This is a genomic window from Thiocapsa roseopersicina, from assembly GCF_900106925.1.
In the GTDB taxonomy this organism is placed as follows: domain Bacteria; phylum Pseudomonadota; class Gammaproteobacteria; order Chromatiales; family Chromatiaceae; genus Thiocapsa; species Thiocapsa roseopersicina.
Genome location: NZ_FNNZ01000005.1, coordinates 155206 through 180790 on the forward strand (window position 1 = coordinate 155206; position 25585 = coordinate 180790).

Sequence of the window (25585 nt, forward strand, 5' to 3'; positions counted from 1 at the left end):
CCCGTCGATCGATTGCCTTGTTTCGCTCGCGGGCGCAGGATTCCGTCCCGGGCGGCTGACGCCCCCGCGGCCGGCTGCGTGCCGCCGAACATCGAACGGAGACCGACAGAGACCATCATGGCCGTCGCCCGAGACAGCCTTCCCGCCGGCACCTTGCTGGGGCCGTACCGGGTCGTGAAGACCATCGCGCAGGGCGGGTTCAGTCTCATCTACCTCGCCTACGACGAGGACTCGGGCGAAGAGGTCGTCATCAAGGAATACATGCCCAAAAAGATCGCGCGGCGCGACCGTGCCAGGCGCGTGATGGCGAGTGAGCCGCAGCTTGCCGAGAATCTCCATCAAGGGCGCAAGCTATTCTTTCAGGAGGCCAAGGCCCTTGCCGCGCTGAAACATCCATCGATCGTTCGGGTGTTGGATTTCTTTCTCGCCAATGATACGGGCTATCTGGTCATGCCCAACGAGCGGGGACGCAACCTGGGGGCCTATGTCGCGGAACGTCGCGGCGGGCTCAGCACGACCTTCATCCTCGATGTCTTCATCCCGGTCCTGGATGCTTTGTCGCTGCTGCATCGACGCTCCATGGTCCATCTGGACGTGAAGCCCGGCAACATCCATCTGAGACACGGCAATCGACCCATGCTGCTCGACCTCGGCGCCGTGCACCCCTTGGCGAAGGGACGCGCGCGTGGCGGACAGGTGATCACGGCGGGCTATTCGCCGATCGAGCAATATCTGCGCGACGGTCACATCGGGCCCTGGACCGATGTCTACGCAGTCGGGGCCAGCATCCGCGCCTGCATGGAAGGGCGCACCCCGCCCCCCGCACCCGAGCGCCAGAAGGAGGACACCTTGATTCCGGCCACGGTGGAGCTGAAAACCCGGTATCCTTTCCCACTGCTCAGGCTGGTCGATTGGTCGATGTCGCTGGAGGTCGGCGACCGTCCACAGGATGCCGGAGAGCTCCTCGCGGCGGTGCTCGAGGAGGTGGCCCGGAGCCCGGACAGGGTTGCGGGCATACCGTCGAGCGCATCCGAATAGTCCCGCCACGCCACACCCTTTCCGGTTTCGAGATCGAGCATCGCTATGACAGACACCTCTGCAAACGCCTCTGTGCGACCCTCCGGACGCCGCCCCGACGAGCTGCGCCCGATTCGCCTGACCCGCGGCTTCACCCGCCACGCGGAAGGCTCCGTATTGGTCGAGTTCGGCGAGACGCGCGTGCTCTGCACGGCGAGCGTCGAGTCGCAGGTTCCGCCCTTCCTGAAGGGTCAGGGCAAAGGCTGGGTGACCGCCGAATACGGGATGCTCCCGCGCGCGACCGATACGCGCAGTCCGCGCGAGGCGGCTCGAGGCAAACAGGGCGGCCGCACGCTCGAGATCCAGCGCCTGATCGGTCGGTCGCTGCGCGCGGCGATGGATCTAAACGCACTCGGCGAGCGCTCGATCACGCTCGACTGCGATGTCCTGCAAGCCGACGGGGGGACCCGCACAGCCTCCATCACCGGCGCCTGGGTCGCCTTGCGCGACGCGATCGACGGGCTTCTGGCGCGCGGAGAGATCACGACCGATCCGTTGCACACGCAGATCGCCGCCGTCTCCGTCGGCATCGTACAGGGTGTGGCCGTTCTCGACCTGGATTACGCCGAGGACGCGACGGCAGAGACCGACATGAATCTGGTGATGGACGGCGAAGGCCGCTTTGTCGAGGTGCAGGGGACCGCCGAGGGCGTGCCCTTCAGCCGCGCCGAGCTCGACGCACTCATCGCGATCGGGGCCGCCGGTATTCGAGAGATCCAGACCGCTCAGCGCGCCGCACTGGAAGGCGCATGACAGGGGTGCTCGCACCCGATCAGCAGACAAGGAGAAAGGCATGAGTATCCCGCACGCCGGCGAGGCCCTCGTCCTCGCCAGCAACAACCCCGGAAAGGCCCGAGAGATCAACCAACTGCTGCTGAGCGCCCGCATCAAGGCGGTTCCTCAAGGCGATTTTGCCGTGCCGGAGGTCGCCGAGACCGGGCTGACCTTCGTGGAGAACGCCATCCTCAAGGCACGCCACGCCGCACGCTACAGCGATCTTCCGGCCCTTGCCGACGATTCCGGCCTGGAAGTGGACGCACTCGCCGGTGCGCCCGGCATCTATTCCGCGCGCTACGCCGGTCCCGGGGCATCCGATACGGTCAATCTGCAAAAGCTGCTGGCCGACTTGGAGGGGGTGGAAGAATCCAAGCGCACCGCGCGATTCCAGTGTGTCCTGGTCTATCTGCGCCATCCCGCCGACCCGACACCCCTCATCTGTCAGGGCACCTGGGAAGGCTCGATCCTCACCGCCCCGCGCGGGGAGCACGGCTTCGGGTATGACCCGATCTTCTGGGTGCCGACGCACGGGTGCAGCTCCGCGGAGCTGGACCCGGAGACCAAGAACCGTCTGAGCCACCGGGGTCAGGCCCTGCGTGCGCTGCAGGCGCTCTTGGAGTCCGTGGGCACCGACGTCTGACGGGCCGGACGATGGACAGGCGCGAGGCGATCGGCGACGACGGCATCCCGGGGCGGCTGCGCGAGGTGCAGGCCCGGATCCGCGCGGCCGTCGAGCGCGCGCAGCGCCCGCCGGACAGCGTCGCGCTGCTCGCCGTGAGCAAGACCCACGGCGCCGAGTCCGTGCGTGCGGCCTATACGGCCGGTCAACGGGCATTCGGCGAGAGCTATGTGCAGGAGGCGATCGAGAAGATCGCACTGCTCGCCGACCTGACGGATATCCAGTGGCACTTCATCGGCCGGATCCAGGCCAACAAGACCCGTCAAATCGCAACCCATTTCGATTGGGTCCACGGCCTGTCCGACCCGGCCCACGCCCGTCGACTGAGCGAGCAACGTCCGAGCGGCCTGCCCCCGATCAAGGTCTGCATCCAGGTCAACGTCAGCGGCGAGGCATCCAAAGGCGGTGTGGAGCCGGACGCGGTCGCGGCCATGATTGCCGCCTGCGAGGCCCTGCCCGGTCTGGATGTTCGCGGACTCATGACGCTCCCGGCACCCGCCGAGGACGAAGAGTCTCAGCGCGCGCCCTTTCGCGCCCTGCGTCTCCTGCGTGATCGGCTGGCCACCCCGAGCCGCCCGCTCGACTGTCTGTCGATGGGCATGTCCGACGACCTGGAGGCGGCGATCCTCGAAGGCGCAACCCTGGTTCGGGTGGGGACGGCAGTCTTCGGGCCGCGGCCGTATAATGCCGGCTAAACGCTCATCTCAACGACTCCGATCTCTTTTAGGGCTCGACATGACGACAACCAGGATTGCCTTTATCGGTGGCGGCAACATGGCCACCAGTCTGATCGCCGGACTCGTCGCCGACGGCTATGCGCCGGACTCGCTCCAGGTGGCCGACCCCAACCCGGATCGTCGCGAGATGCTGCAAACCCGCTACGGGGTGCGTGTCTTCGCCGACAATCGGGAGGCACTGGCCGAGGTCGATACACTGGTGCTCTGCGTCAAACCGCAGCTCGCCGCGCAGGTCTGCTCCGAGATCGCCGATGCCGCGTCGGCACGCACCCCGCTCGTGCTCTCCATCATGGCCGGGGTGCCCGAGCAGGCGATTCAGCGCTGGCTCGGAGGCACCTTGGCGGTCGTGCGAGCCATGCCCAACACACCCGCGATGGTGCAGACGGGTGCGATCGGGCTGCATGCCAGTCCGGAGGTCGGCGAGGAGGGCCGTAACCGTGCCGAGACCATTCTGCGCGCCGTCGGCCTGACCCGCTGGGTCGAGACCGAGGCCCAGATCGACGCGGTGACCGCCTTGTCGGGGAGCGGTCCGGCCTACTTTTTCCTCTTCATGGAGGCGTTGGAGGAGGCCGGCATCTCGCTCGGGCTGGACGCCGAGACCGCCCGGCTCCTGACCATCCAGACCGCGTTGGGCGCGGCCAAGATGGCGGTGGAGAGCGAGGATACGCCCGGACAGCTGCGCGAGCGTGTCACCTCGCCCGGCGGCACGACCGAACGTGCGCTCGAGCACCTGCTCAAGGCCGATCTGCACGCACTGATGAAGCGCGCCGCGCACGCCGCACATGATCGTGCGGTCGAGATCTCACGGAGCCTGTCGGAGCAAGCATGAGCGCGTCCTATCTGACCAACCCGGCCGTCTTCCTGATCCAGACCCTGTTCGGGCTCTATATCACCCTGGTGGCGATCCGCTTCCTGCTGCAATGGGCGCGGGCCGATTTCTACAACCCGATCTCGCAGTTCGTGGTCAAGCTGACCTCGCCCGTGCTGCGCCCGCTGCGTCAGGTGATTCCCGGCTATGCGGGCATGGATCTGGCCGCCTTGGTGCTGGCCTGGCTGCTCAAGTCAGTCGAGCTGGGGCTGCTCGTGGCGGTGCTGGGGCTGAACGCACCTTGGTTCGGCGCCTTCGGTTGGGCCGTGCCTGCGGTCGTCGAGCTCTTCATCAACATCTTTTTGTTCGGGATCCTGATTCGCGTCATCCTGAGCTGGGTCAATCCGGATCCCTACAACCCCGCGGTCGCGCTCCTGACACGCCTGACGGATCCGATCATGCGCCCGGCGCAGCGCCTGATTCAGCCCATCGGCGGGATCGACCTCTCGCCCATGGCGGTGATCATCGGGTTGGTTCTGCTCGAGATGCTGCTGATCCCGCCGCTGAAGTGGCTGGTCGGCAGTCCCTTCTGAAGCCGCGCTCGAGCACGGCGCCGGCAAGCGGCTCGGACGCCGCGTCTTGGTACCGATGGGACGGCGATGACTTGGAGCTGACGCTGCGAGTGAAACCGCGCGCACCGAAGGATGCCTTCATCGGGCCGGATGGCGATCACTATCGGGTCGCCATCAAGGCACCCCCGGTCGAAGGCAAGGGCAATATGGCGCTGCGGAAATTCATCGCCGATGCCTTCGGCGTCGCGCCGTCCAAGGTGTCCGTCATCGGCGGCGAGCAGTCGCGATACAAGCGTCTGCGGATTCAGGCGCCGCGGAGCTTCCCGATCCCGGTTAAACCGCGCTCGCAGTGACATGGCCTGTTGCATCCGGCCCGCGGTGCCGCAGTAACTCTGTCGCCTCGGCGCTGGCGCGGTTTAGAGATTTTTCTTAACTTCTGATCCGCGTTTACTGTGACGGCCGTTGATTCATGTGCGTCCGAGCCCACGTGCTGACGATGTGTGTCGCGATGGATGCGGTTCATCTTATCCGCCAAACGAGGTTTACCATGTTCATTCAACGGTCCCTTGGGATTCTGATTGCCGCCGGTTTGCTCGCCGCCCAAAGCGCCTGGGCCGAAGGCCCGGTCACGGCAGGCGACTACAGCATCTACGCCAACGCCATGACGGCCGAGACGCTCAACCCCGAGATCGCGAATCTTTACCGAATTCAGCGCAGCAAGCTCAACGGCGTGCTGACCGTCTCGGTCGTCAAGCCGCACCCGGACGGGACGCGTGAAAACGTACCCGCACAGGTCGAGGCAACCGCACGCACCGGCGACGGCCCCGCAGGCATGATCCCGATGCGCGAGATCCGCGTCGGGGAAGGCGTCTCCTATGTCGGCCAGTTTCCGATCGCAGATCTGCAGATCGTGGATTTCGAGATCCAGGTGACCCCGCCCGGTGGCGAGCCCACGGCGATCGAGCTGCAGCAGCAGTTCTTCACGGATTAAACCGCGTCTCTTAGCGACAGGAGAGGTTTGGCTTAAAGCGGACGCATGCGGCTGCTAACAAACCTTTGAGCGGACGCGGTTTAAGTGATTTAATTTTAAAGACTTAAACCGCGCCAGCTCCGGCGCTTAAAGTTGCGGATGACGCCAAACCATCTGATAACGCCGCATAGAGCAATAGGGCGCGGTTTAATAGAGCTGCCAGAGGGCGTAGAGGCCGAAGCCGATGACCAGGAGCCCGGCGATTTGCTTGACCCATACGCGCTCGGAGATGCGCGCGGCGGCGCCGGCCAAGAGGCCGATGCCGAGCAGATTCGGGAGTGTGCCGGCGCCGAAGGCCAGCATGACGAGGGCACCGTTCAGGACGCTCCCGGTGGCGACCGCGGTGATGAGGACGCTGTAGACGAGACCGCAGGGGATCCAGGCCCAGAGATAGCCCAGTGCTGCAGCCTGCATGGGGTTACGGACCGGCAGGATGCGTCGCCCCAAGGGCTCGAGACGTCGCCAGAGCAGGACGCCTGCGCGCTCGACCACGGCGATCAGACGCCACCAACCGCCGAGATAGAGTCCGAGCAGGATCATCACGACCCCGGCGAGGCCGTAAAGGACTCGCTGCATGACCTGAAAGGCGTCGAGCTGGAGCAGCAGAGCGCCAAGTCCGCCGAACAAGGCGCCGGCGGTGGCGTATCCTGCGATGCGCGCCAGGTTGTAGGTCACCTGATAGGGCAGCATCAGCCAGGGGTCGCGACGGATCCGCGGGTCCAGACCCAGGGTCAAGGAACCCACCAGGCCGCCGCACATCGACAGACAATGGACGCCGCCCAGCAGGCCGACCAGAAAGGCGGTCAGGTAGATCCCCGGTGCTGTCTCGATCATGCTCGGTACCTCGTCTTAGAGTGCGCTGTTAGCTGTTAGCTTTCGCCAATCAGCTCACCGGTTCGATAAGGAAACCCGTATGAAAGACTACCAACGCGAATTCCTGGCCTTCGCCGCCGAGATCGGCGCATTGCGCTTCGGCGATTTCACGCTGAAGTCCGGACGCCAAAGCCCCTATTTCTTCAACGCCGGCCTCTTCAATACGGGCGAGCGGCTGTCCCGGCTCGGGAGCGCCTACGCGCGCTGCATCCTGGATGCCGCCCCGGCCTTCGACGTGCTGTTCGGGCCAGCGTACAAAGGCATCCCGCTGGCGGCGGCGACCAGCATTGCACTCGCCGCGCAATCCGGCCGCGACACCGCCTACGCCTTCAACCGCAAGGAGATCAAGGATCACGGCGAGGGCGGACTCATCGTCGGCAGCCCCTTGACCGGACGTATCCTCATCATCGACGACGTGATTACCGCGGGCACCTCGGTGCGCGAATCGGTGCAGATCATCCGCGATGCCGGGGCCGAGCCGGCGGGCGTGGTGATCGCGCTCGATCGGCAGGAGCAGGGCCGGGACGGACGGTCGGCCGTCGCCGAGGTGACGGCGACCTTCGGCATCCCGGTCTTCAGCATCGTCAGCCTGACCGACCTCGTCACCTATCTCGACGAGCAGCCCGAGCTCGATGCCTTCGCCGAAACCGTCCGGGCCTACCGAGCTCGCTACGGGGTATAGGTGTTTCCCGAAACAATCCGTGCCTGTAGGTTGTGCTGACGATAGGAAGCACAACTTGCGCCGACGATTGGTTGTGCCTCGCTCGGCTCGGCACAACTACGCTCTTCACGGATCAACGGCTGCGAATGAGGGTCCCGACGCCTTCATCCGTGAAGAGATCGAGCATGACCGCATGCTCGACCCGTCCGTCGATGATGTGCGCCGACTTCACACCGCCGTGCACCGCGTCGAGCGCGCACTGCACCTTCGGCAGCATGCCGCCCGCGATCACGCCGTCTTTGATCAGGGCGTGGACGCGGCCGACATCCAGCTCCGTGATCAGGTTGCCCTCGGCATCGAGCAGACCGGTCGTATTGGTGAGGAGCAAGAGCTTCTCGGCCTTGAGCACCTCGGCAATCTTGCCCGCGACCAGATCGGCGTTGATGTTGTAGGAACGACCGTCCTCGCCGACGCCGATCGGGGCGATGACCGGGATGAAGTCGCCTTCGACCAGCATATGGACGACTGCGGCGTCGATACTTTCGACCTCGCCGACATGACCGATATCGATGATCTCCGTTGCCTCCAGCTCGGGCGCATCGCGCCGCAGCAGGAGCTTGCGGGCGCGGATCAGGTCGCCGTCCTTGCCGGTGAGGCCGACCGCGGAGCCGCCGTGCCGGTTGATGAAGTTGACGATCTCCTTGTTCACCAGCCCGCCGAGAACCATCTCCACCACGTCCATGGTCTCGTCGTCCGTCACCCGCATGCCTTGAACGAACTCGCTCGCCTTGCCGAGTCGTTTGAGCAGGGAGCCGATCTGCGGCCCGCCGCCATGCACGATCACGGGGTTGACCCCGACCATCTTCATGAGGACGACATCGCGCGCGAAGCCCTGCTTGAGGGTCTCGTCCACCATGGCATTGCCGCCGTACTTGATCACGATGGTCTTGCCGCGGAAGCGCCGGATATAGGGCAGCGCCTCGATCAGGACATGGGCGATGGTGTGGGCACGTTCGTTGAGGATGGACATGGTTTGGAATCGCTCGGCTTGGTGTTGCTCGGATTGGAACGGGTCGGAAAGGATCAGAAGGGCAGCGCAAGCCCGGGCGCGGCCTCGGCCATGAGCAGTCGAAACCGCTCCTGCATGGCACGGAGTGCGGCCGGGTCATCGCCTTCGAAGCGAAAGACCAGCTTCGGCAAGGTGTTCGAGGCGCGCACCAGTCCCCAGGCGGCCGGGCCGTCGAGACGCAGACCGTCGATGGTCTGCACCGTCAGATCCTCGACGCGATCGGCCCGCCGGATCACCTGCGCCATGATCCGCTCGGCATCCCCCTCGGGCAACGGCAAGGCCAGCTCGGGTGTGGCGATACCGCCGGGAAGGTCGCGGAAGACCGCGTCCGTCGGGCGAGCATCGCGCGCCAGGACCTCCAGGAGCCGGGCCCCGGCATAGAGTGCATCGTCGAACCCGAGCCAGCGCTCCCTGAGCATGATGTGTCCGCTCAGCTCGCCGGCAAGCTGCGCATCGGATTCGCGCAGCCGGGCCTTCAGAGGCGCATGACCGGAGCGCCACAGCACCGGGCGACCGCCCGCGCGACGGATTACCTCGGCGAGATGGCCCGTGCATTTGACGTCGAAGATGACCTCGCTTCCGGGGTGTCGGGTCAGGATATCGACGGCGAGACACATGAGGACCCGGTCGGCCGCGATGAAGCCGCCGCCGGAATCGATCACGCCCAGGCGATCGCCGTCGCCGTCGAAGCCGAGCCCAAGATCGGCGCCCTCCTGGACCACCTGCTTCGCGAGAGCCTGAAGGCACTCGGGGCGGGCCGGATCCGGAACCCGCGCGCCCATCCCGGCGGCCGGGTCGCAGTCGAGCGCGATCACCTCGCAGCCGAGAGCGCGAAAGACGGCCGGAGCGATCGCCGAAACGGTGGCGTTGCCGCAGTCCAGCACCAGCCGCATGGGCCGGGCGAGGTGGATGTCGCGGACGATGCGCTCGCGGTAGCGCTCGGAGATATCGCGCTTCACAAGACCACCGGAACCGCTGGTCAGGTCGCCCTCCAGGATGCGCCGCCGCAGGCCCTGAATCGTTGCCGCATCCGCGCTCACGCCGCCGAAAACGACCTTAACCCCATTGTAATCGGGCGGGTTGTGGCTGGCGGTGACGATCGCCCCGGCGTAGGAGCCTGCCTCGCAGCAGGCGAAATAGACCAGGGGCGTCGGGGCGATGCCGAGGTCGACGACATCGATCCCGGCGGCGCGGATCCCGGCGATCAAAGCCTTGGTCAGGGCCGGACTGGATGCACGGCAGTCACGTCCGACCATGACCGTGCGATCGTCGCGCGCCGCGGCCTCGCTGCCGATGGCGCAGCCGATCGCCTGCATGATCTCCGGTGTCAATTGGCGGCCGAGGATGCCGCGGATATCGTAGGCGCGGAAGATCTCGGGCGGCGCAGCGGGGGTGACCTCGGCCATGGGCGGCGGTGCGTCAGTGCTGGCCCGTGTGCCCGAACCCGCCGCTGCCGCGCGCGGACGCGTCGAAGTCCTCGACGATCCTCAACTCGGCCTGCAGGACCGGCACCAGCACGAGCTGGGCGATGCGCTCGCCGATCTCGATCCGGAAGGGCGCCGTCCCGCGGTTCCAGCAGGAGACCATGAGCGGCCCCTGATAGTCCGAGTCGATCAGCCCGACCAGGTTTCCGAGCACGATGCCGTGGCGATGCCCGAGACCCGAGCGCGGCAGGATCAGACCCGCGACCTTGCGCTCGGCGATGTGCACGGCCATGCCGGTCGGCAGCAGCTCGGCCGCGCCGGGTGCGAGGTCGAGCGGCGCCTCGAGCATGGCACGCAGATCGAGCCCGGCCGAGCCCTCGGTCGCGTAGGTCGGCAAGGGGAAATCGCGGCCCAGGCGCGGGTCCAGGATCTTGACCTCAAGAGGATGCAGCATGGCTTTGGGCATAACGTTCCGCGAGGAGCACGGCCAGCTCGCGCGCGAGCTCGACCTTCGACATCATGGGCAGCGCGCGCTGCCCCCCGTTCCAGAGCACCAAGAGTGCATTCTCGTCGCGCTCGAAGCCGCCCGACGCGCCCCCGACCCGATTCGCCGCGATCATGTCCAGCCGCTTGTCCTTCAGCTTGCCCCGGGCGTACTGCTCGACATCATTCGTCTCGGCCGCGAAGCCCAGCGTGAAGGGCGGCTTCGGCAGGGCGGCGACCTCGGCCAGGATATCCGGGTTGCGCACCAGCCGGATCTCCAGCGCATCGGCGGTCTTTTTGATCTTGTTCTCCGCGGGCTCCGCGGGCCGGTAGTCCGCCACCGCGGCGGTCGCGACGAAGATGTCGCAGTCGCGGCTGCGCGCCGTCACGGCGCCATGCATCTCCAAGGCGGTCTCGACCTTGACCAGCTCGGCGACGGCAGGCGGCGCCAAGGCGCTCGGTCCGCTGATAAGGACCACGCGTGCACCCAGATCGGTCAGCGCGCTCGCCAGCGCATAGCCCATGCGCCCGGAGCTGCGATTGCCCAGATAGCGCACCGGGTCGAGCGGCTCACGGGTCGGACCCGCGGTCACGAGGACCTGCACGCCGGCCAGCGGTTGCAGATCCGAGCCGCTCAGCGCCTCGGCGATCTCGAGCGGCTCGAGCATCCGCCCCGGGCCCTGGTCGCCGCAGGCTTGGCTGCCCACGCCCGGCCCCAGGATCCGCGCGCCGCGGGCCACCAGCCGGGCCAGGTTGTCTTGGGTCGCCGGGTGACGCCACATCTGCTGATTCATCGCCGGGGCGAGGATCAGCGGCGCCTCGGTCGCCAAGGCCAAGGTCGTCAGCAGGTCGTCGGCGATCCCGGCCGCCAGACGGGCCATCAGGTCCGCGGTCGCCGGGGCGATCAGCAGCCGATCCGCCCAGCGTGCCAGCTCGATGTGTCCCATACCGGCCTCGGCCGCCGGGTCGAGTAGATCGGTTCGCACCGAATGCCCGGAGACCGCCTGAAAGGTCAAAGGACCGACAAAGGCCGTCGCCGCGTGTGTCATGACCACCCGCACGACGAAGCCGCGCTCGCGCAGGCGACGCACCAGGTCCACTGATTTATAGGCGGAGATGCCGCCGCCGACACCGAGCAGCACCTGATTGCGGGGGCTTGGATCCATGACCTTTACGTGTACACTGCGTCTGCGGAACAGGCCGCAGTTTAACGCAACCCATCGACGGAGGTCGCATGCCGATCAAGGACTGGCCGGAGGGTGAACGGCCGCGGGAGAAGCTCCTGGAGCGGGGGGCGGGCGCACTCTCGGACGCCGAGCTGTTGGCGCTGTTTCTGCGCACCGGCGTGCGCGGCAAGAGTGCGGTGGACCTGGCGCGCGAGCTGCTCGCGGACTTCGACGGTCTCGTCGGGCTGCTCGCCGCGGACCAGAAACGCTTTTGCGAGGGCAAAGGTCTCGGCAAGGCGAAGTTCGCCGAGCTTCAGGCCGTCCTCGAGCTCAGCCACCGCTACCTACTCTCGCGGATTCGAGGCCAGGATGTGCTCACCAGCCCGGAGGCCACCCGCGACTATCTCAAGCTGCGTCTCTACGGCTCGCCCCACGAGATCTTCGCCTGCCTCTTCCTCGACAACAGGCACCGGGTCATCAGCTACGACGAGCTGTTCCAGGGCACGATCGACGGGGCCAGCGTTCATCCTCGAGTGGTCGTGCAGCGGGTTCTCGCCACCAACGCCGCCGCGGTGATCTTTGCCCACAACCATCCCTCGGGCGTGGCCGAACCCAGCCAGGCGGACCTGCGGATCACGCAACGTCTCAAGGAGGCGCTGAGCCTGATCGACGTGCGGGTACTCGATCACGTCATCATCGGCGACGGCGAGGGCACCTCGCTGGCCGAGCGAGGGCTTCTTTAGGTTTGGGTGAGCTGATAGCTGGAGGCAGGAGGCAAGACCGACGCCCCCCTCACGGCGTCAAGCTGCAGGAGCCATCTTTACAGCGGCGCATCAACCGCCAATCCGCGAATCGCGCGTAACCCCAATCGAGCAACCCGACCAAGCGCAGACCCTGCACCAAGGCCGCAAGACGGCGGTATCCCGGCAGACGACGCCAGATCGCGACGAACGCCGGAACACCGGTCAGGATGCGGCCGTCGGTCTCTTTGGCGTGAATGCGGCGCATGGCGTCCGTGCGGTCGATCCCGGCTTCGGCCAATGCGCCACCGTCATCCGTAATGTCGACCCAGTGAATCACTCCCGCCTTGTCGATCCGGCGGTAATGGGCGATCTCTTTGCTGCAGAGCGGGCAGCCGCCGTCGAAATAGGCCGTGAATGCGGTCATGGTGTGGTTGCGTCGCTGTCCGGGATGTTCTTCGGGATGGCCGAAACATGGATCCGTACGCGCGATCGCTCAACCCCACTGCTCGACCCGTAACCCCTCGACCCGCTTAAATTCATTGATGTTGTTGGTCACCAGGGTCGCGTCGAGACTCAGGGCGTGGGCCGCAATCAAGAGATCGTTCGGGCCGATCACGCAGCCTGCGCGTTTAAGCGCAACGCGAAGCCGTCCGTAGCGGCGCCCGGCTTCGGCATCGAAAGGGAGGATCTCCAGCGGCAACAGGAAGCGCTCCAGCCGATCCAGGTTGTCGTCGACCCGGCTGCTGTTCTCCACGCCGAAACGCAGCTCGGCATAGGTGATCGACGAGATACCGACGTCGCCGATGCGATAGTTCCGGATCTGACGAAGGATGTCCGGCCGTTTTTGATTGATCGCGTAGATGCAGATGTCCGTATCCAGAAGGACGATCACGCGATCGGCTCCCGTTCCTGTGTGTCCGGTTGCTCGCGCGTCAGCGTCAAGTCATCCGGAAACTCCGCCAAGGCATCGAACATGACCTGCCAGGGATCGTCCTTGGGCAAGAGCACCACGGCATTGCCTAGACGCTTGATCACCACCTCATCACCCCGGAAGCGGTATTCCTTGGGTAAGCGAACGGCTTGACTGCTGCCGTTCAAGAAGAGCTTTGCTGTTTCCATCGGAACCTTCGGCACTAGGAATATATACGTTACGTATAGACTTCCAGGCATCGATCGTCAAGGCGCAGCAATGTTTGGCAGCAGCCGCTCAGATCGCCGTCGACGGCTATACTCGAGCTTCGGCAACAACGACAGGATCGACGCCCTTGAACGAGCCCGCCGCCTGGCTGCGCACACTCCTCGATCGCGGCGACATGCTCGTCATGCCCTGCTGCTTCGATGCCCTGTCGGCACGCTTGATCGAGCAGGCCGGATTCCCGCTGACCTTCATGAGCGGTTTCGCCGTCTCGGCGAGCCGCCTCGCCCTGCCCGACACCGGGCTGATCTCGGTGACCGAGATGCTCGACCAGGGACGCGCCATCTGCGATGCGGTGCGCATCCCGGTCATCGGGGACGGCGACACGGGGCACGGCAATCCGGCCAATGTCCGACGCACCGTCGATCAATACGCCCGTGCCGGGTTCGCCGGCGTCATGATCGAGGATCAGGTGATGCCGAAACGCTGCGGCCACACCGGGGTGAAGGAGGTCGTGGAGCGCGACGAGGCGATCCGCCGGGTACGTGCCGCGGTGGATGCACGCGATGCAGGAGCAGGCACCCTGATTGTCGCCCGCACCGACGCCCGCAGCGCCATCGGCCTGGACGAAGCGCTCCGGCGGATGCAGGCATTCGCGGAGCTCGGCGCCGACATCCTCTTTCTCGAAGCACCGCGCGACGAGGCCGAGATGCGCCGCTTCTGCACCGAGGTCCCCGGCATCAAGATGGCCAATATGCTCGAGGAGGGCATCACGCCCATCCTCACGCCGACCGAGCTCGCCGAGATCGGTTACGGCATCGCCGCCTACCCGCTGACCCTGTTGAGCGCCGCCGTCTTCGCCATGCGCGAGGCCCTCGCCGACCTGGCCGCCGGACGCACACCGCAACGCCGCGTCGACTTCCGCACGCTCCGCGAGCTGGTCGGATTCGATGCCTACGACGATCTTTTGAAGCGCTACTGAGGGCCGAGAGGGCCGTTAATGCCGAAGCGCGAGCGGTCGCCCTTTGGCCAACCAGGCTGCCCAGTCGGCGGAAAACGCACTCAGGCCACCCGGATACACCCGGTGCAGGTGCGCCTCGTGGTCAAACGCGCGGCACCGATGTTGCGCAATCGTGTTCAGATACGCGGTCGTTAGGGAGCGACGCTGCGGGCTTTCCAACAGAAAATGCACCATAGACCAGGCATAGGGATAGGCTATCTCCGGACCGATCCGATTCCAGTCGGCTCGACCCATCGCGAGGAACGTGCGCAGAGGCGGCAGCCGACCTGAGCGTCGGAGTCGAGCCACGTCCCTGATGTCTTTGCCGGGTTCAGGGGCAGTCGCCGAGGAGAGCTCGAAACGCAGACGCTCGACGACCTCGGCGAGGCCCTCGTTCAGCCAGAGCGGAGTGTTGCCGAGCCAATTCCCGAGGGCCAGGTGAGCGATCTCGTGGCGTACCACGCGCATCGTGGTCTCCTCGGCATCGATCTGGTCCGTCCCTGTGGTCCTCTCGCGTTCGCGTGCGAAGGTCGTCGCTGATTCTTATTGCCTTGGCAAAGGTTATCGCAGTAGGTTCACCCCTGTCCAAAGCGCGCGGAACGCCGCGGGGTGAAAGCCCGACACCTGCGAGGTCGAGTAGAGTGAGAAGGGAAAGCGCGTGATCGAGTCACTGGAATGGGCACTCTTGGTGGTCGCCGGCTTGGTTCTGTTGAGCGTTCTCCTAAGTCCGCTCGCGATCCGTCTCGGCGCGCCGATCCTTCTGATCTTCCTCGGTATCGGTATGCTCGTCGGTCAGGACGGGCCGGGGGGATACGCGTTCGACGACTTCGAGCTCGCCTACCATGTCGGCAGCATCGCACTGGCGGTGATCCTGTTTGCGGGGGGTTTGGGTACCCGCGTTCGCGATATCCGCGTCTGCTGGGGTCCCGCGCTGATGCTCGCGACGCTCGGCGTGGTAATCACCGCTGCCGTGGTCGGCGTGTCGATCTGGTTGCTGGGGGCTTCCTTGTTGGTGGCCCTCTTGCTCGGCGCCGTCGTCGGATCGACGGACGCGGCGGCGACCTTCCTGCTGCTGCAAGGGCGGGGCATCAAGCTGAAAGGTCGGGTCATGGAGACGATCGTGGTCGAGTCCGGCCTCAATGATCCAATGGCGATCTTTCTGACCATCGTCCTGGTGTCCTTCGTCGATGCCGGAGGTGCCGAGCTGTCTTGGGCGCTGGGCGGAACCTTCGCGCTGCAGCTGGGGGTGGGGGCTGTCGCAGGGCTTCTCGGGGGCCTGATCCTCGCCTGGCTGATCAACCGCCTCGAGCTGGCGAGCGGGCTCTTTGCCGTGTTGGCCTTGTCCGGGGCCATGGCCCTTTTCGGCGGCACCCAATTGATCGGCGGCAGCGGTTATCTGGCGGTCTATCTCTGCGGGGTCGTCCTGATGGATCGCCTGAGCGGATCGCGCCGGGAAGAGCTGAACATCACGCACGGGAGCCTCGCCTGGCTCAGTCAGATCCTGATGTTCCTCATGCTCGGCTTGCTGGTCACGCCGCACCAATTCCGGGGCGAGGTCCTACACGCGGCCGGCATTGCCTTCATTTTGATCTTCATCGCGCGCCCGCTTGCGGTGGCCGTCTGCTTGGCGCCGTTCCGATTCAGCCTGAACGAGCAATTCTTCATCGCCTGGGTCGGTCTGCGGGGAGCGGTGCCCATCTTTCTCGCGATCATCCCGGTCATGAGCCCCGGCCCTGTCGATGTGAACTTCTTCAATGTGGTCTTCATGGTGGTGATCGCCTCGCTCGTTCTGCAGGGCTGGACCATCCCTTGGCTGGCGCGGCGGCTCGATCTGGAGGATAGGCGCGAGGTGGTCGTGTCGGAATCGCTCGAGCGCCGCCAATGATGAACCCGCTGCTGCTGCCACCGGAAACCCGCAGGCGAGCAGCATTGTCCGAAATCCACAAACGCCTTGCGGCGATGCGGGTGCCCGACTATGCTTTTGCCCCGCCGATCCGGGGGTTTTCGGAAGATCCGAATCGCCTGCCGAGCCTGGCCGCGTCCCGTCCGAGTCCTTCGCCGAGCCGGCGATAGACGAGTTCGCCGGCATCTTGATTCGTCGTTCCGGTGATCGACGCAGTCGCCGGGGATCGGGTGTCTTGCTTTATCTCCATGCCATGCGAGGACGCCGGAGACACGTCGAAGGTGCTTGATGCTTGTTGACGAAAACCGCCCGCTCGCGGGTTCTATGACAGCCAACCCCGGTTAAGGATGAGATCGACATGTTCAAGAAGTTCATCGAGAATTCTTTGAAAAAGACGCGTACCTTGCCGCGCATCAGCCTGGCGAAATCGTTTTCGCGGCTGGGCTGGACCGGATTATGGATTCAGATCGTGGTGGGGGCGATCCCGATCGTGCTCATGAGCTACACCTTCGTCTTCGCACAATCGCCCACCGGGCCCCGCGCCGGTCTGCCGATCGTTGAATATCTGACGATGGGAAGTCTGGCCATCCTCGTCTTCACCACCTTCTGGTTCTATCGCTATACGCGGATCGCCAAGCAGATCGCCGGTCCGGAGCAGTCCCCCTCGGAGGAGGATCTTGCCGGAACCGTCTGGGTCGGTCTGGTCGCAAGCAGCGTCGCGATCCTCTTCACCATCGTCGTGATGTTCATCGAGGTCGCGCACCTGTTGTTTTATTTTCTCTCCACGCCGCAAGGCGGTGTCCCGGTCATTCAGACCACGGGGATGGGTCCGGCAAGCTGGGTGTCGGCGGTCGATATGCTGAGCCTGATGTCAATGGTCATGACCCTGATGGCCGAGCTGGTCGTTATGGTCTTCAGCCTCTGGCTGTTGTTCCGGGTCACCGAAGGCTCGCCCGAGTACGGCGGGGGCAAGGTCGTCGTCTAGAGCGGGTCTGTCCGCTCGGTCATCCCGCCGCGTCGCGCGCTGTACCGACGCGGCGGTCGTCCTCGACAGGCTTTTCGGACGCCGATGACCGACCTGCCCGACACCGAGGGCCCACGGGCGCCGGTCGATGCGCATCGGCCAGCGCCCGCCGGGGCATCCGATCCCGACTCCGATCCTGCACGACCCGGCACCACGCCCGCACTCGCGTCGCGAGCGCCCCAGCGTCGGCGCCCCTTTCGCGTCCCGAATCCGCGTCTCTTTGCCGGATTTCCTCTCGTCTTCCTTCTGTTGCTGCTCTGGTTGGGCGCGACCCAGTCCGGTCTGCGCACGCTTCTCGATCTGGCCGCCGAGCTGAACCCCGACCGTTTTCAAGTCGGTCTGGTCGAAGGGCGACTCTTCAGCCGTATCGTCGTCGCCGATCTCTCGATCCAGTTGCCGGCCTTCGCGATTCGCATCGGCCGCATCGACCTCGCGTGGTCGCCCCTGCGGGCGTTCGGCGGAGCTTTGGCGATCGCCGAGATCCGTGCGACGGACGTCGATCTGGTTCCGAGCGATCGAGCGCGCGACTCCGAGAACCCCATCGTCCTGCCCGATCTTCTCTTGCCGCTGTCCCTTGAGCTGGGTTCAGCGCGCGTGGAGCACCTGCGAATCTTCGCGACAGAGAGCGACCGGCTAATAACCGTCGTCGAACGGGCCGAGCTCTCCGGGCGGCTTGAGGAAGGACTGCTGTCCATCGACCGCGTCGCGGTCGTCCTGGTCGAGCCCGCGTTTGAAGCGCAAGGCAGCGGAACCGCCCGGTTGGCCGGCGCTTACCCCCTCGATCTTGACTTGAGCTGGGAGCTGCAGCCGACGCCGAGCGCCCGCATTTTGGGCCACACGGGTCTGCACGGAGACCTTACGCGTCTGGCTTCACAGAGCACGGCGACAGGCTCGACCGACCTGGATCTTGATGTCGAGATCAGCGATCCGATCGGGCGTCCGGGGTGGAGCGGCACGCTCGCGCTTGTGTCGCTGGATCTGCCCGCCTTCGATGCCGACCTGCGCGCCGTCGCGGTCAGCGGCACCCTCGCGATACGGGGCGATACAGCATCGACCGTAGTTACTGGCGAGATCCAAGCGGAGCCCGTCGAGCGACCCGCTCTCGGACGTCTCGCCGCCTCGCTGGATCTGCTTTGGAAAGACCAGGCACTCGAGATCCGATCCCTGGATCTGCGCCGCATCGGCTCGCGCATGCAGCTCTCGGCGAGGGGCCGGATCGGCCTGAACACAACCGCCCGGGTTGATCCAGCCGGAACGCAATCGTTGGCGACCGAGCCAGAAACTCCTCTTTCGAGAACGGCTTGGGATCTGCGCCTGAGCGGCACGGCGCTGAACCCTGCGGAGTTGATCGCCGCATTCGTCGTGGATGCCGACCCCGAGCTCTGGTCGGGCCACCTCGATCTGCAGGTCGCGAGCCGCGGCCGGTTCACCGAGACAGGTCCCGCCTTGACGGCGGCACTCGAAGGGCTGAGCGGCGAGCTTCGCGGCTATCCGGTTTCCGCGACCGGGGATTTCGCACTCGCCGAGGGCCGACTGGTCGTCGATGGCTTTCGCGCCCGGTCCGGACCGAGCACGCTGCGCATCGACGGCGTGCTGGATGGGTCGCTCGATCTGCGCTACGTACTCGACTCGCCCGACCTGGCAAGCCTCTATCCGGGCATGGCCGGCCGAGTGCAAGCCGCAGGCTCGGTCTCCGGCGCCGTCGGCTCGCCACGTCTGCAGGTCGAGCTGACCGCAGCGGACGTCTGGATCGCGCAGCAAGGCATCGCGCGGCTCTCGGCGGTTGCCGATCTGGATCTCGCGCCCGACGGACGCTTGGAGATCCGCGTGGATGGCCAGGATCTTCTGATCGAAGCCCGGCGCTGGGAGCGGTTGGCGATCCGGGGCGAGGGCCACCGCGCGGACCATCGGCTGGATCTTTCCCTGGCGGGCGATCCGCTTTCGGTCGAGTTGAGCCACGCGGGCGGTCTCGCGGAAACAGGCAGCTATCGGGGACAGCTGACGGCGCTGCGCCTGACAAGCCCCAATGTCGAGACCTGGGTCCTCGGGCAGCCGAGTCCCGTCGCGGTGAGCTGGCCGTCATTTGCCGCCGGACCGCTCTGCATGCGGCACGCGCGTGGATCCGGCGGTTGTCTGGAGATCTCGCGGGACGCGAATGCTGCCGTGACGCTCGGGGTTGCTCTGGACCGGTTCGATCTTGAGATGCTTGCGCCGCTGTTGCCGGATGACCTCTCGCTGGAAGGTGACGCCGCACTCGATGGACGCTTCGTGGCCAAGGGAGCGGCCTTGGAAGGACGTGCCACGGCGACCCTGTCGACGGGTCGGCTGAGCTTGCCGAGCACCCGCGGCCCGGGCGAGGTCATCACGCTCTCGGGCGCTCGACTCGACATCGATGCGGCGGCCGGCAACCTGCGGGGCCGGCTCGCCCTGCCGCTGGAAGGATTGGGTCAAGCCGATGTCGATCTGGATCTGGCCGGCTGGCGGCTCGACGATCCGGTCCGTCCCGCGCAGCCGGTGAGCGGCCGCATCCGCGCCCGCCTCGACAGCTTGGAACGGTTAGCAGACCCGATTCCGCAACTCTCGCGTTTGAGAGGACATCTCAACGCGGATATCGCGCTCGGGGGTACGCTCGGCAAGCCCGACATCCGCGGCGAGGCTCGGGTCGAGCGCGGGGGTTTCAATGTCCCTCTCCTCGGTCTGGATGTCGCGGATCTGACGCTGTCGGCAAACGCCGCTTCGGCAAACCGTATCCGAGTCACGGGCGGCGCCGACGTCGGCGGCGGGCGTCTGGAGATCGGCGGCGACGGCGGATTCGGCCCCGACGGTGCACGTGCGCGGCTTCGGGCGACCGGAGAGCGGCTCGTCCTGATCGATACGAGCGAATACTTCGTGCGGGTGTCGCCGAGGCTCGATCTGGACGCAACCACACAAGGCGCGCAGGTGCGCGGCGAGATCCTGATCCCGGAGGCGCGCATCAGCCCGCGCGCGCTTCCCGCAGGGACCGTGAGGCCCTCGAACGACGTTGTCATCAAGGGGACGGACCGCCCGCCGCGCTATCCGATCGACCTCGCGATCGGGCTGCGCGTCGGCGAGGGAGTGCATCTGGATGCCTTTGGTTTGACCGGCAGTCTTGCAGGGAACCTCGACCTGATCAAAACCCCGGGCCGCGACCTCTCGGGCAACGGACAATTGCAGATTCGCGACGGCCAGTACCGGATTCCGACCGGTTTGGGGGTAGCGGCCGACCTGGTCGCGCCTCTGACCGTTTCACGCGGTCAGCTGATCTGGGTCCGAAACCCGATCCGGAATCCGGGTCTGCTCTTTCTCGCCCGGCGCGGAACGGGCAGGACGGAGGCGAACGTTCGCGTGGTCGGCACACTCGCCGACCCGCAGTTCACCTTCTTCTCGAACACGGATCCGGCGATGAGTCAGTCCGATGCCATCACCTTCCTGATCACCGGAATCGCACCCGGCGGCACCGATGCAGACCACAGCGCGGCATTCGCCTTCGGCCGGTACATCGCACCAGGCATCTTCCTCGAGTACGAGACGGGGCTCGGCGATGCGCGGAATCGTTTCAGGCTGCGCCGAAACCTCACCGATCGTATCCAGCTCGAAGCCCAAAGCGGCGGGAGCCAGAGTGTCGATCTGTTTTGGACCTTCGAACCTGCGGGGTCCGACAGGCCGACGATAGCCCCGCCGCCGGGAGACACGATCGACAGCGAATAACCGACATCGTCGGCCCAGGTCGTCGAGCGCCGCTCGCATGAGCGACCGGGGCGAGGCGGTCCGCCCCCCCCGGCCCCGACGCAGCTCGGCTCAGCTCGTTCCTTCCAGGAACGCCTTCAGGCTCTCTTCCTGATCCTTCTCCAGCGAGGTCTGCAGGACCTTGCCCTTGCCCTTGAACTCCGTGAGCCCTTCGAGGACCTTATCCGCCGTCACCTTGCGAACCAGGATGAACACAGCAGAGCATCCGGGTTGGAAGTTCTGCGCCAATCCCTTAATGAAATCGTCGTCGATGCCGATGTCCGAAAACTTGCCGGACAGCGCGCCGGCGCCGGCGCCGACCGCTGCGCCGAGGAGGGGATTGAGGAATACGAGACCGATCAGCATGCCCCAGAAGCCGCCGCCCACCGCACCTACCGCAGAGAGATTCACAGCCTGATGGAGCTTCACTTTGCCTGCGTCGTCCTTGGTGACGACGACGACGTCTTCCATGTCGATGAGGTAGGCCTTCTGCATCTTGGCAAGCTCGGCGCGCAACTCGAACGCCAGATGCTCCTCGGGGAACGAAACGACGATCAAATCACTCATGGATGTCTCCTCGGTTGGAAATCTCTTCGGTTCACAGATTGCCCTTTTTATGCTCGTCGACGAGATAACCACCGAGCGCCCCGACACCGGCACCGATCAGCGCGCCCGCTCCGGCCTGCGCACTGAAAGCCCCGATCGCGGCGCCGGTCGCAAGACCAAGCGCAGTGCCGGTTCCGACACGGGCCCCCGTAGTGTTTCCGCAGCCGGAGAGCGCAACGGCAGCGACAAGGGTCAAAGGGATAGCGATCATTTTCAAGTTGGTCTCTCCTAATCTCAGTGTCAACGCCCCGGGAACCGGGGGTTTCCTTCACGATCGAGCCGACGGATAGGCTCCCTCGGATGGGGCCGACGGGGCCGCCCGAAGCATCCGCTCAACGCCGACGAGCCACGGCATCGGGCGACCACGTTCGACGTATCGCCGAAGCGTGACAGCCCCTGGGGCGGCTTGTTCACCGACGGGCTTCGGCGTATCTTCCGGCGGTCGGAAGCGCATCTCGTCCTGGTGGTTTCCGACCCTTTCGAGCCGGAATCCGGCTTCGCGATCATAGCTCAGATTCTCCGGTAGGAGGGCGACGATGCCGGCCAGCAATGTGACGGAATCTGCGACTTGGCCAAGCGCGCAGCCGACCAAGATCGTGTTTTTCGGACTCGGCGCCGTGGGGTCGGCACTGCTGATCTGCCTCTCCGAGCTTGCCGAGCGCGACGATGTTCCGGTGCGCTTTGTCGTCTACGTCCTGAACCCGGACGCCGCACGCGATGCCCTCTTTCACGCCGAGCGCGTCTTCGACCGGATCGAGTTCATCGGTGTACCCGACTTCGCTCCGGTGTTCGCGCTCGAGCCCGGATACGAGACCGCGCTCACGGGAGCGGTCATGATGGTCAACGCCGCATTGCCGGAGTTCAACGGGCCCATGATCGAGCTGGCGTTGCGCATCGGCGCGCACGCGGTCGACCTCGCCTCCGACATGTACGATGCAACCACCGACCGAACCCTGACATTCTCGCAATACGGGTTCGACCAAGCGTTGCGCGAGCGCGGGATCGCCGCGCTGATCAACATGGGCATCTCGCCCGGCGTCACGAATTTTCTGATTGGCCGCCGCATGCACGACCTGCTCGCCGGCGACCGCAAAGAGCTCGAGATCGAGAGCATCGATCTGTATCTGCTCGAAGACATCGACTCTGATTCGGTCATCTTCTCCTGGTCGCCGATCGTCGCCCTCGAGGAGCTGGCGCAGCATCCGCGCATCCTGAACAAAGGCCGCATGCAGATCCTGGAACCTTTCAGTGCCGGGCGCGACTATGCTTTTCCGCACGAACCCCGGCCGATTCGCCAGTATCCGCTCTACCAAGAGGAGCTGCTGTCGCTCCATCGCGCCTTCCCGGACGTCGAATCGATCGGGGTCTACACCGGCGGGTCCGAGGTCGAGCTGGTGAAGGCACTCTTCCAGCTCAATCTGCTCTCCAAGCGCACCCTGCCGCATCAGCCCGAGCTGACCGTCGAGGCGATGGTGCGCGCCATCCTGCCGGGCATGAACAAGCCGCGGCGCATCGAGGAGTATCTGCGCAACGGGACGATCCGCCGCGCGCACTTCTCCGCCGCCGCCGAGATCCGCGTCTCCGAGGTCGTGCGCAACGACCGTCAGACCGCCATCGAAACGGTCGGACTGAGCTACCTGCGCTACCACGATCTGCTCAACACACCCTATGCCGGGGCGACCTACATCTCCTATCCGACCGCGGTCGGTGCCGCCATCCTAGCCTGGCATGCGCTCGAGTACGCACGCGAGGCACCGGGCGCGCTCGTCGGCGTCGTCGCGGGGGAGGATCTCGCCCGCCTGCTGCCGCGGATGCGCGCCGACGCCGTTCGACGCGACCTGGTCGCCTGGGATATCGATCTCTTCGAGAGTGTCCGCGACGCCTCGGTGGCCTGATTTTGTGCTCCAACACCCACTATCGAGCCTGTTGAGGATCCATCTCATGCTTGCGAGGACCGCCCGAATCCTGAAGTTGGTCGCACAGCTCGTCGCCGTGAGCGCATTGACCTTCCTTGCCGTACGCGCCTTCGACGCGCATCAAAGTGCACCGCTTGCCTTGTGGCACACCTTCGTTCCGAGCGAGATGGTCGCCGAGGAGCTCGACGAGGCCGATTGGGAGGCGTATCTGGTGCGGGAGCAGACGCTCTTCGACGAGGTGCGCTCCGAGGTCACCGACAAGCTCGAGCCGGAGGAGCGCATCCTTTCCAACCGCTACTTCGAAGGCAGTCCGCTCTATCCGGGGCGCTTCGCCCGAGACTGGAACCGCTCCTATGTCCTCGAGCCCGACGGCGAGCCCCGGGGCGCAGTCGTCCTGCTCCACGGCCTGACGGACTCCCCTTACAGCCTGCGTCACATCGGCCGACACTACCGCGCGTCGGGTTATGTCGTGATCGGGATCCGCCTGCCCGGACACGGGACCGTCCCGGCCGGCCTGACGACCGTGCACTGGGAGGATTGGTCCGCCGCAACGCGCCTGGCCGTGCGCGAGGCAGTGCGCCGGGTCGGGCCCTCGGCGCCGCTGCAGTTGGTCGGCTTCTCCAACGGCGGGGCACTCGCCATGAAATACGTGCTCGACGCCGTCGAGGATCCCTCCATGAGGCAGGCCGATCGGGTGATCCTGATCACGCCCATGATCGGGATCACCGAGATGGCTCGGTTCGCGGGATTCGCCGGCTTGCCCGCGATCTTTCCCGCGTTCGCGAGCGCGGCCTGGCTCGGCGTCATCCCCGAGTTCAATCCGTTTAAATACAACTCTTTTCCGGTCAACGGCGCGCGCCAGTCATCGCTCCTGACGCGTGCGCTGCAACCGCGCATCGCCCGCTATGCACGCCATGGGCGTCTCGACGAGCTGCCCCCGATCATCACCTTCCAGTCCGTGGTCGATTTCACGGTCAGTACGCGCGCTATCGTGACGAGCCTCTACGCTCAACTCCCGGATAACGGCAGCGAGCTGGTGCTCTTCGATATCAACCGCAACACCAAGTTCGGGCCGCTGATGCGTCCGGGTACGGAGACGGCGCTCGAGCGCCTGCTCCCGCCGACGCCGCGCACCTTCAAAACGACCGTCATCACCAACGCAGACCCGGAAAGCAGCGAGGTCGTCGAGCGGGTCACCGAAGCGGGCGAGACGACCGAGCGGGTCAGGGCGCTGGGGCTGAACTATCCGCGCGACGTCTTCTCGCTCTCGCACGTCGCCCTGCCGTTTCCGATCGACGATTCGCTCTACGGACTGGAGCCGAACGAGAACGAGGATTTCGGTGCCCACCTCGGGGCGTTGGCCATCCACGGCGAGCGCGGGCTCTTGGTGATGAGTCTGGACTCGCTGGTGCGCCTGTCCTGGAACCCCTTCTACTCGTATCTACTCGACCGCATCGAAGAAGGGATCGCCGATGCGCCTGTCGGCAAAACCGGCGACGGCGCGACAGGCAAGGCGGACGCAGCACAGGGCATCGACGATCCTGAATCGCGCAGTTGAACCCCGGGGCACCGAGCGCAATGGACTTCAGTTGCCGTCTCCGGAACCGAGCCGGTCGCGCGCCATGGCCGCGGCATCCTCGATCCCTTGCTCTGCGCGGTCGATCATCGCCTTGCCCTGACTGATCATCGCCTGCTTGACCGCCCGGGCGAGGGCGGGCCTGGAGAGCGACTCGCCGTCGATCGTCATGGTCTCCGGGGAGGTCGAATAGACCGACAAGGGATCGCTCAGCGTCAACGCCGTGTCCTCGACCGCGTTGTAACGATAGTGACAGGTCGCCTGCCGAGACCGGCCGACACCGTCGGCCTCGAACCCCAGCACGACCGAGAGTCCCGAATGGCCGCGGGGTTGGGTCTCCACGCCGGTCCAGCGCACCGAGCTCGGCGACTCGACCTGTGTCGTCACCAAACTTTTGCAGAAGCTCACGCGCACGTCCTCGCGCGAGCCGGAGCAGCTCGCGGTCAAAACCGATGCGGTCACGAGAGCGGCGATGATTTGCAGCGAATCTGTCGTGCTCTTGATCATGGTTGTACCTTCTCGTGAATCATCCGGGCTGCCGCATTGTCCAGGGGAAGTCTTGCGAGCCCGACGGACGGC

General features: G+C 65.7%; 28 protein-coding genes. 16 read left to right on the top strand and 12 right to left on the bottom strand.

The genetic code is table 11. The annotated features are described in order from the left end of the window. Positions 1-117 precede the first annotated feature (117 nt). The 8 genes from BLV04_RS07770 (at position 118) to BLV04_RS07805 (ending at position 5641) form a co-directional block, all read left to right on the top strand. Complete coding sequence (locus tag BLV04_RS07770; protein WP_093029743.1) at positions 118-1038, top strand: serine/threonine protein kinase; 921 nt, start codon at positions 118-120, stop codon at positions 1036-1038. A 72-nt stretch (positions 1039-1110) separates the two neighbouring features. Beyond that, a complete protein-coding gene (gene rph, locus BLV04_RS07775) occupies positions 1111-1830 on the top strand; it encodes a ribonuclease PH (RefSeq protein WP_093029899.1) in 720 nt (239 codons plus the stop codon). Between the two features lie 40 nt (positions 1831-1870). Continuing rightward, positions 1871-2494, top strand: coding sequence for an RdgB/HAM1 family non-canonical purine NTP pyrophosphatase (gene rdgB, locus BLV04_RS07780; RefSeq protein WP_093029745.1), 624 nt, complete (start codon positions 1871-1873; stop codon positions 2492-2494). 11 nt (positions 2495-2505) lie between these two features. Beyond that, positions 2506-3228 (top strand): YggS family pyridoxal phosphate-dependent enzyme, encoded by a 723-nt coding sequence (locus tag BLV04_RS07785; protein ID WP_093029747.1) that lies wholly within the window; start codon positions 2506-2508, stop codon positions 3226-3228. Between the two features lie 40 nt (positions 3229-3268). After that, complete coding sequence (gene proC / locus BLV04_RS07790; RefSeq protein WP_093029749.1) at positions 3269-4099, top strand: pyrroline-5-carboxylate reductase; 831 nt, start codon at positions 3269-3271, stop codon at positions 4097-4099. Beyond that, positions 4096-4671, top strand: coding sequence for a YggT family protein (locus BLV04_RS07795; protein WP_093029751.1), 576 nt, complete (start codon positions 4096-4098; stop codon positions 4669-4671). Before proC ends, BLV04_RS07795 begins: the two co-directional genes overlap by 4 nt. Beyond that, entirely contained in the window at positions 4668-5003 is a 336-nt protein-coding gene (locus tag BLV04_RS07800; protein ID WP_245731794.1) for a DUF167 domain-containing protein, read from the top strand. The genes BLV04_RS07795 and BLV04_RS07800 overlap by 4 nt, the downstream gene beginning before the upstream one ends. A gap of 194 nt (positions 5004-5197) precedes the next feature. Continuing rightward, complete coding sequence (locus BLV04_RS07805) at positions 5198-5641, top strand: DUF4426 domain-containing protein (protein ID WP_175534538.1); 444 nt, start codon at positions 5198-5200, stop codon at positions 5639-5641. Positions 5642-5827: 186 nt separating this feature from the next. Here BLV04_RS07805 and BLV04_RS07810 read toward each other — a convergent pair whose 3' ends face one another. After that, positions 5828-6514 carry a sulfite exporter TauE/SafE family protein gene (locus BLV04_RS07810; protein WP_093029757.1) on the bottom strand — a complete coding sequence of 229 codons (687 nt, stop codon included), beginning with the start codon at positions 6512-6514 and terminating at the stop codon, positions 5828-5830. Positions 6515-6593: 79 nt separating this feature from the next. Between BLV04_RS07810 and pyrE the strand changes: the two genes are divergently transcribed. Continuing rightward, positions 6594-7235 carry an orotate phosphoribosyltransferase gene (gene pyrE, locus BLV04_RS07815; RefSeq protein ID WP_093029759.1) on the top strand — a complete coding sequence of 214 codons (642 nt, stop codon included), beginning with the start codon at positions 6594-6596 and terminating at the stop codon, positions 7233-7235. 112 nt (positions 7236-7347) lie between these two features. On the opposite strand, the gene argB is transcribed toward pyrE, so the two are convergent. From argB to coaBC, 4 genes are read right to left on the bottom strand one after another with little or no spacing between them, the layout of a single operon-like run. After that, complete coding sequence (gene argB, locus BLV04_RS07820) at positions 7348-8244, bottom strand: acetylglutamate kinase (protein WP_093029761.1); 897 nt, start codon at positions 8242-8244, stop codon at positions 7348-7350. Between the two features lie 53 nt (positions 8245-8297). After that, the gene (locus tag BLV04_RS07825; RefSeq protein WP_093029763.1) at positions 8298-9689 is read right to left on the bottom strand and encodes a phosphomannomutase/phosphoglucomutase; all 1392 of its coding nucleotides are present in this window, start codon (positions 9687-9689) and stop codon (positions 8298-8300) included. Positions 9690-9702: 13 nt separating this feature from the next. Beyond that, a complete protein-coding gene (gene dut / locus BLV04_RS07830) occupies positions 9703-10161 on the bottom strand; it encodes a dUTP diphosphatase (RefSeq protein ID WP_093029901.1) in 459 nt (152 codons plus the stop codon). Next, complete coding sequence (gene coaBC / locus BLV04_RS07835; protein WP_093029765.1) at positions 10145-11356, bottom strand: bifunctional phosphopantothenoylcysteine decarboxylase/phosphopantothenate--cysteine ligase CoaBC; 1212 nt, start codon at positions 11354-11356, stop codon at positions 10145-10147. Before coaBC ends, dut begins: the two co-directional genes overlap by 17 nt. A gap of 68 nt (positions 11357-11424) precedes the next feature. Between coaBC and radC the strand changes: the two genes are divergently transcribed. Then, positions 11425-12099: a RadC family protein gene (gene radC / locus BLV04_RS07840; protein ID WP_093029767.1), complete on the top strand. Its 675-nt coding sequence runs from the start codon at positions 11425-11427 to the stop codon at positions 12097-12099. A 49-nt stretch (positions 12100-12148) separates the two neighbouring features. Here radC and BLV04_RS07845 read toward each other — a convergent pair whose 3' ends face one another. From BLV04_RS07845 to vapB, 3 genes are all read right to left on the bottom strand, one after another. Next, entirely contained in the window at positions 12149-12523 is a 375-nt protein-coding gene (locus BLV04_RS07845) for a thiol-disulfide oxidoreductase DCC family protein (RefSeq protein ID WP_093029769.1), read from the bottom strand. 69 nt (positions 12524-12592) lie between these two features. After that, positions 12593-12991 (bottom strand): type II toxin-antitoxin system tRNA(fMet)-specific endonuclease VapC, encoded by a 399-nt coding sequence (gene vapC, locus BLV04_RS07850; RefSeq protein ID WP_093029771.1) that lies wholly within the window; start codon positions 12989-12991, stop codon positions 12593-12595. Next, positions 12988-13218, bottom strand: coding sequence for a type II toxin-antitoxin system antitoxin VapB (vapB, locus tag BLV04_RS07855; protein WP_093029773.1), 231 nt, complete (start codon positions 13216-13218; stop codon positions 12988-12990). The genes vapC and vapB overlap by 4 nt, the downstream gene beginning before the upstream one ends. A gap of 146 nt (positions 13219-13364) precedes the next feature. Here vapB and BLV04_RS07860 point away from each other — a divergent pair, with 146 nt between their 5' ends. Beyond that, positions 13365-14216, top strand: a complete 852-nt coding sequence (locus BLV04_RS07860; RefSeq protein ID WP_093029775.1) for an isocitrate lyase/PEP mutase family protein — start codon at positions 13365-13367, stop codon at positions 14214-14216. Between the two features lie 15 nt (positions 14217-14231). On the opposite strand, the gene BLV04_RS07865 is transcribed toward BLV04_RS07860, so the two are convergent. Further along, on the bottom strand, positions 14232-14702 hold the full coding sequence (locus BLV04_RS07865) for a hypothetical protein (protein ID WP_093029777.1): 471 nt from the start codon (positions 14700-14702) through the stop codon (positions 14232-14234). 190 nt (positions 14703-14892) lie between these two features. Here BLV04_RS07865 and BLV04_RS07870 point away from each other — a divergent pair, with 190 nt between their 5' ends. From BLV04_RS07870 to BLV04_RS07880, 3 genes are all read left to right on the top strand, one after another. Continuing rightward, positions 14893-16119: a potassium/proton antiporter gene (locus BLV04_RS07870; RefSeq protein WP_093029779.1), complete on the top strand. Its 1227-nt coding sequence runs from the start codon at positions 14893-14895 to the stop codon at positions 16117-16119. Between the two features lie 376 nt (positions 16120-16495). After that, positions 16496-17122, top strand: coding sequence for a DUF3611 family protein (locus BLV04_RS07875; RefSeq protein ID WP_093029781.1), 627 nt, complete (start codon positions 16496-16498; stop codon positions 17120-17122). Positions 17123-17206: 84 nt separating this feature from the next. Further along, positions 17207-20890 carry a translocation/assembly module TamB domain-containing protein gene (locus BLV04_RS07880; RefSeq protein WP_093029783.1) on the top strand — a complete coding sequence of 1228 codons (3684 nt, stop codon included), beginning with the start codon at positions 17207-17209 and terminating at the stop codon, positions 20888-20890. A 90-nt stretch (positions 20891-20980) separates the two neighbouring features. Here the strand turns inward: BLV04_RS07880 and BLV04_RS07885 are convergent, their stop codons facing one another. Both BLV04_RS07885 and BLV04_RS07890 read right to left on the bottom strand, forming a co-directional pair. Then, on the bottom strand, positions 20981-21475 hold the full coding sequence (locus tag BLV04_RS07885; RefSeq protein WP_093029785.1) for a DUF1269 domain-containing protein: 495 nt from the start codon (positions 21473-21475) through the stop codon (positions 20981-20983). A 31-nt stretch (positions 21476-21506) separates the two neighbouring features. Beyond that, positions 21507-21725 (bottom strand): YMGG-like glycine zipper-containing protein, encoded by a 219-nt coding sequence (locus tag BLV04_RS07890; RefSeq protein ID WP_175534542.1) that lies wholly within the window; start codon positions 21723-21725, stop codon positions 21507-21509. A gap of 325 nt (positions 21726-22050) precedes the next feature. Here BLV04_RS07890 and BLV04_RS07895 point away from each other — a divergent pair, with 325 nt between their 5' ends. Beyond that, positions 22051-23409 (top strand): saccharopine dehydrogenase family protein, encoded by a 1359-nt coding sequence (locus tag BLV04_RS07895; RefSeq protein WP_093029789.1) that lies wholly within the window; start codon positions 22051-22053, stop codon positions 23407-23409. Between the two features lie 46 nt (positions 23410-23455). After that, on the top strand, positions 23456-24988 hold the full coding sequence (locus BLV04_RS07900; RefSeq protein WP_093029791.1) for an alpha/beta hydrolase: 1533 nt from the start codon (positions 23456-23458) through the stop codon (positions 24986-24988). Between the two features lie 27 nt (positions 24989-25015). Here BLV04_RS07900 and BLV04_RS07905 read toward each other — a convergent pair whose 3' ends face one another. Beyond that, positions 25016-25513 (bottom strand): hypothetical protein, encoded by a 498-nt coding sequence (locus tag BLV04_RS07905; RefSeq protein ID WP_093029793.1) that lies wholly within the window; start codon positions 25511-25513, stop codon positions 25016-25018. Between the last annotated feature and the right edge of the window lie 72 nt (positions 25514-25585).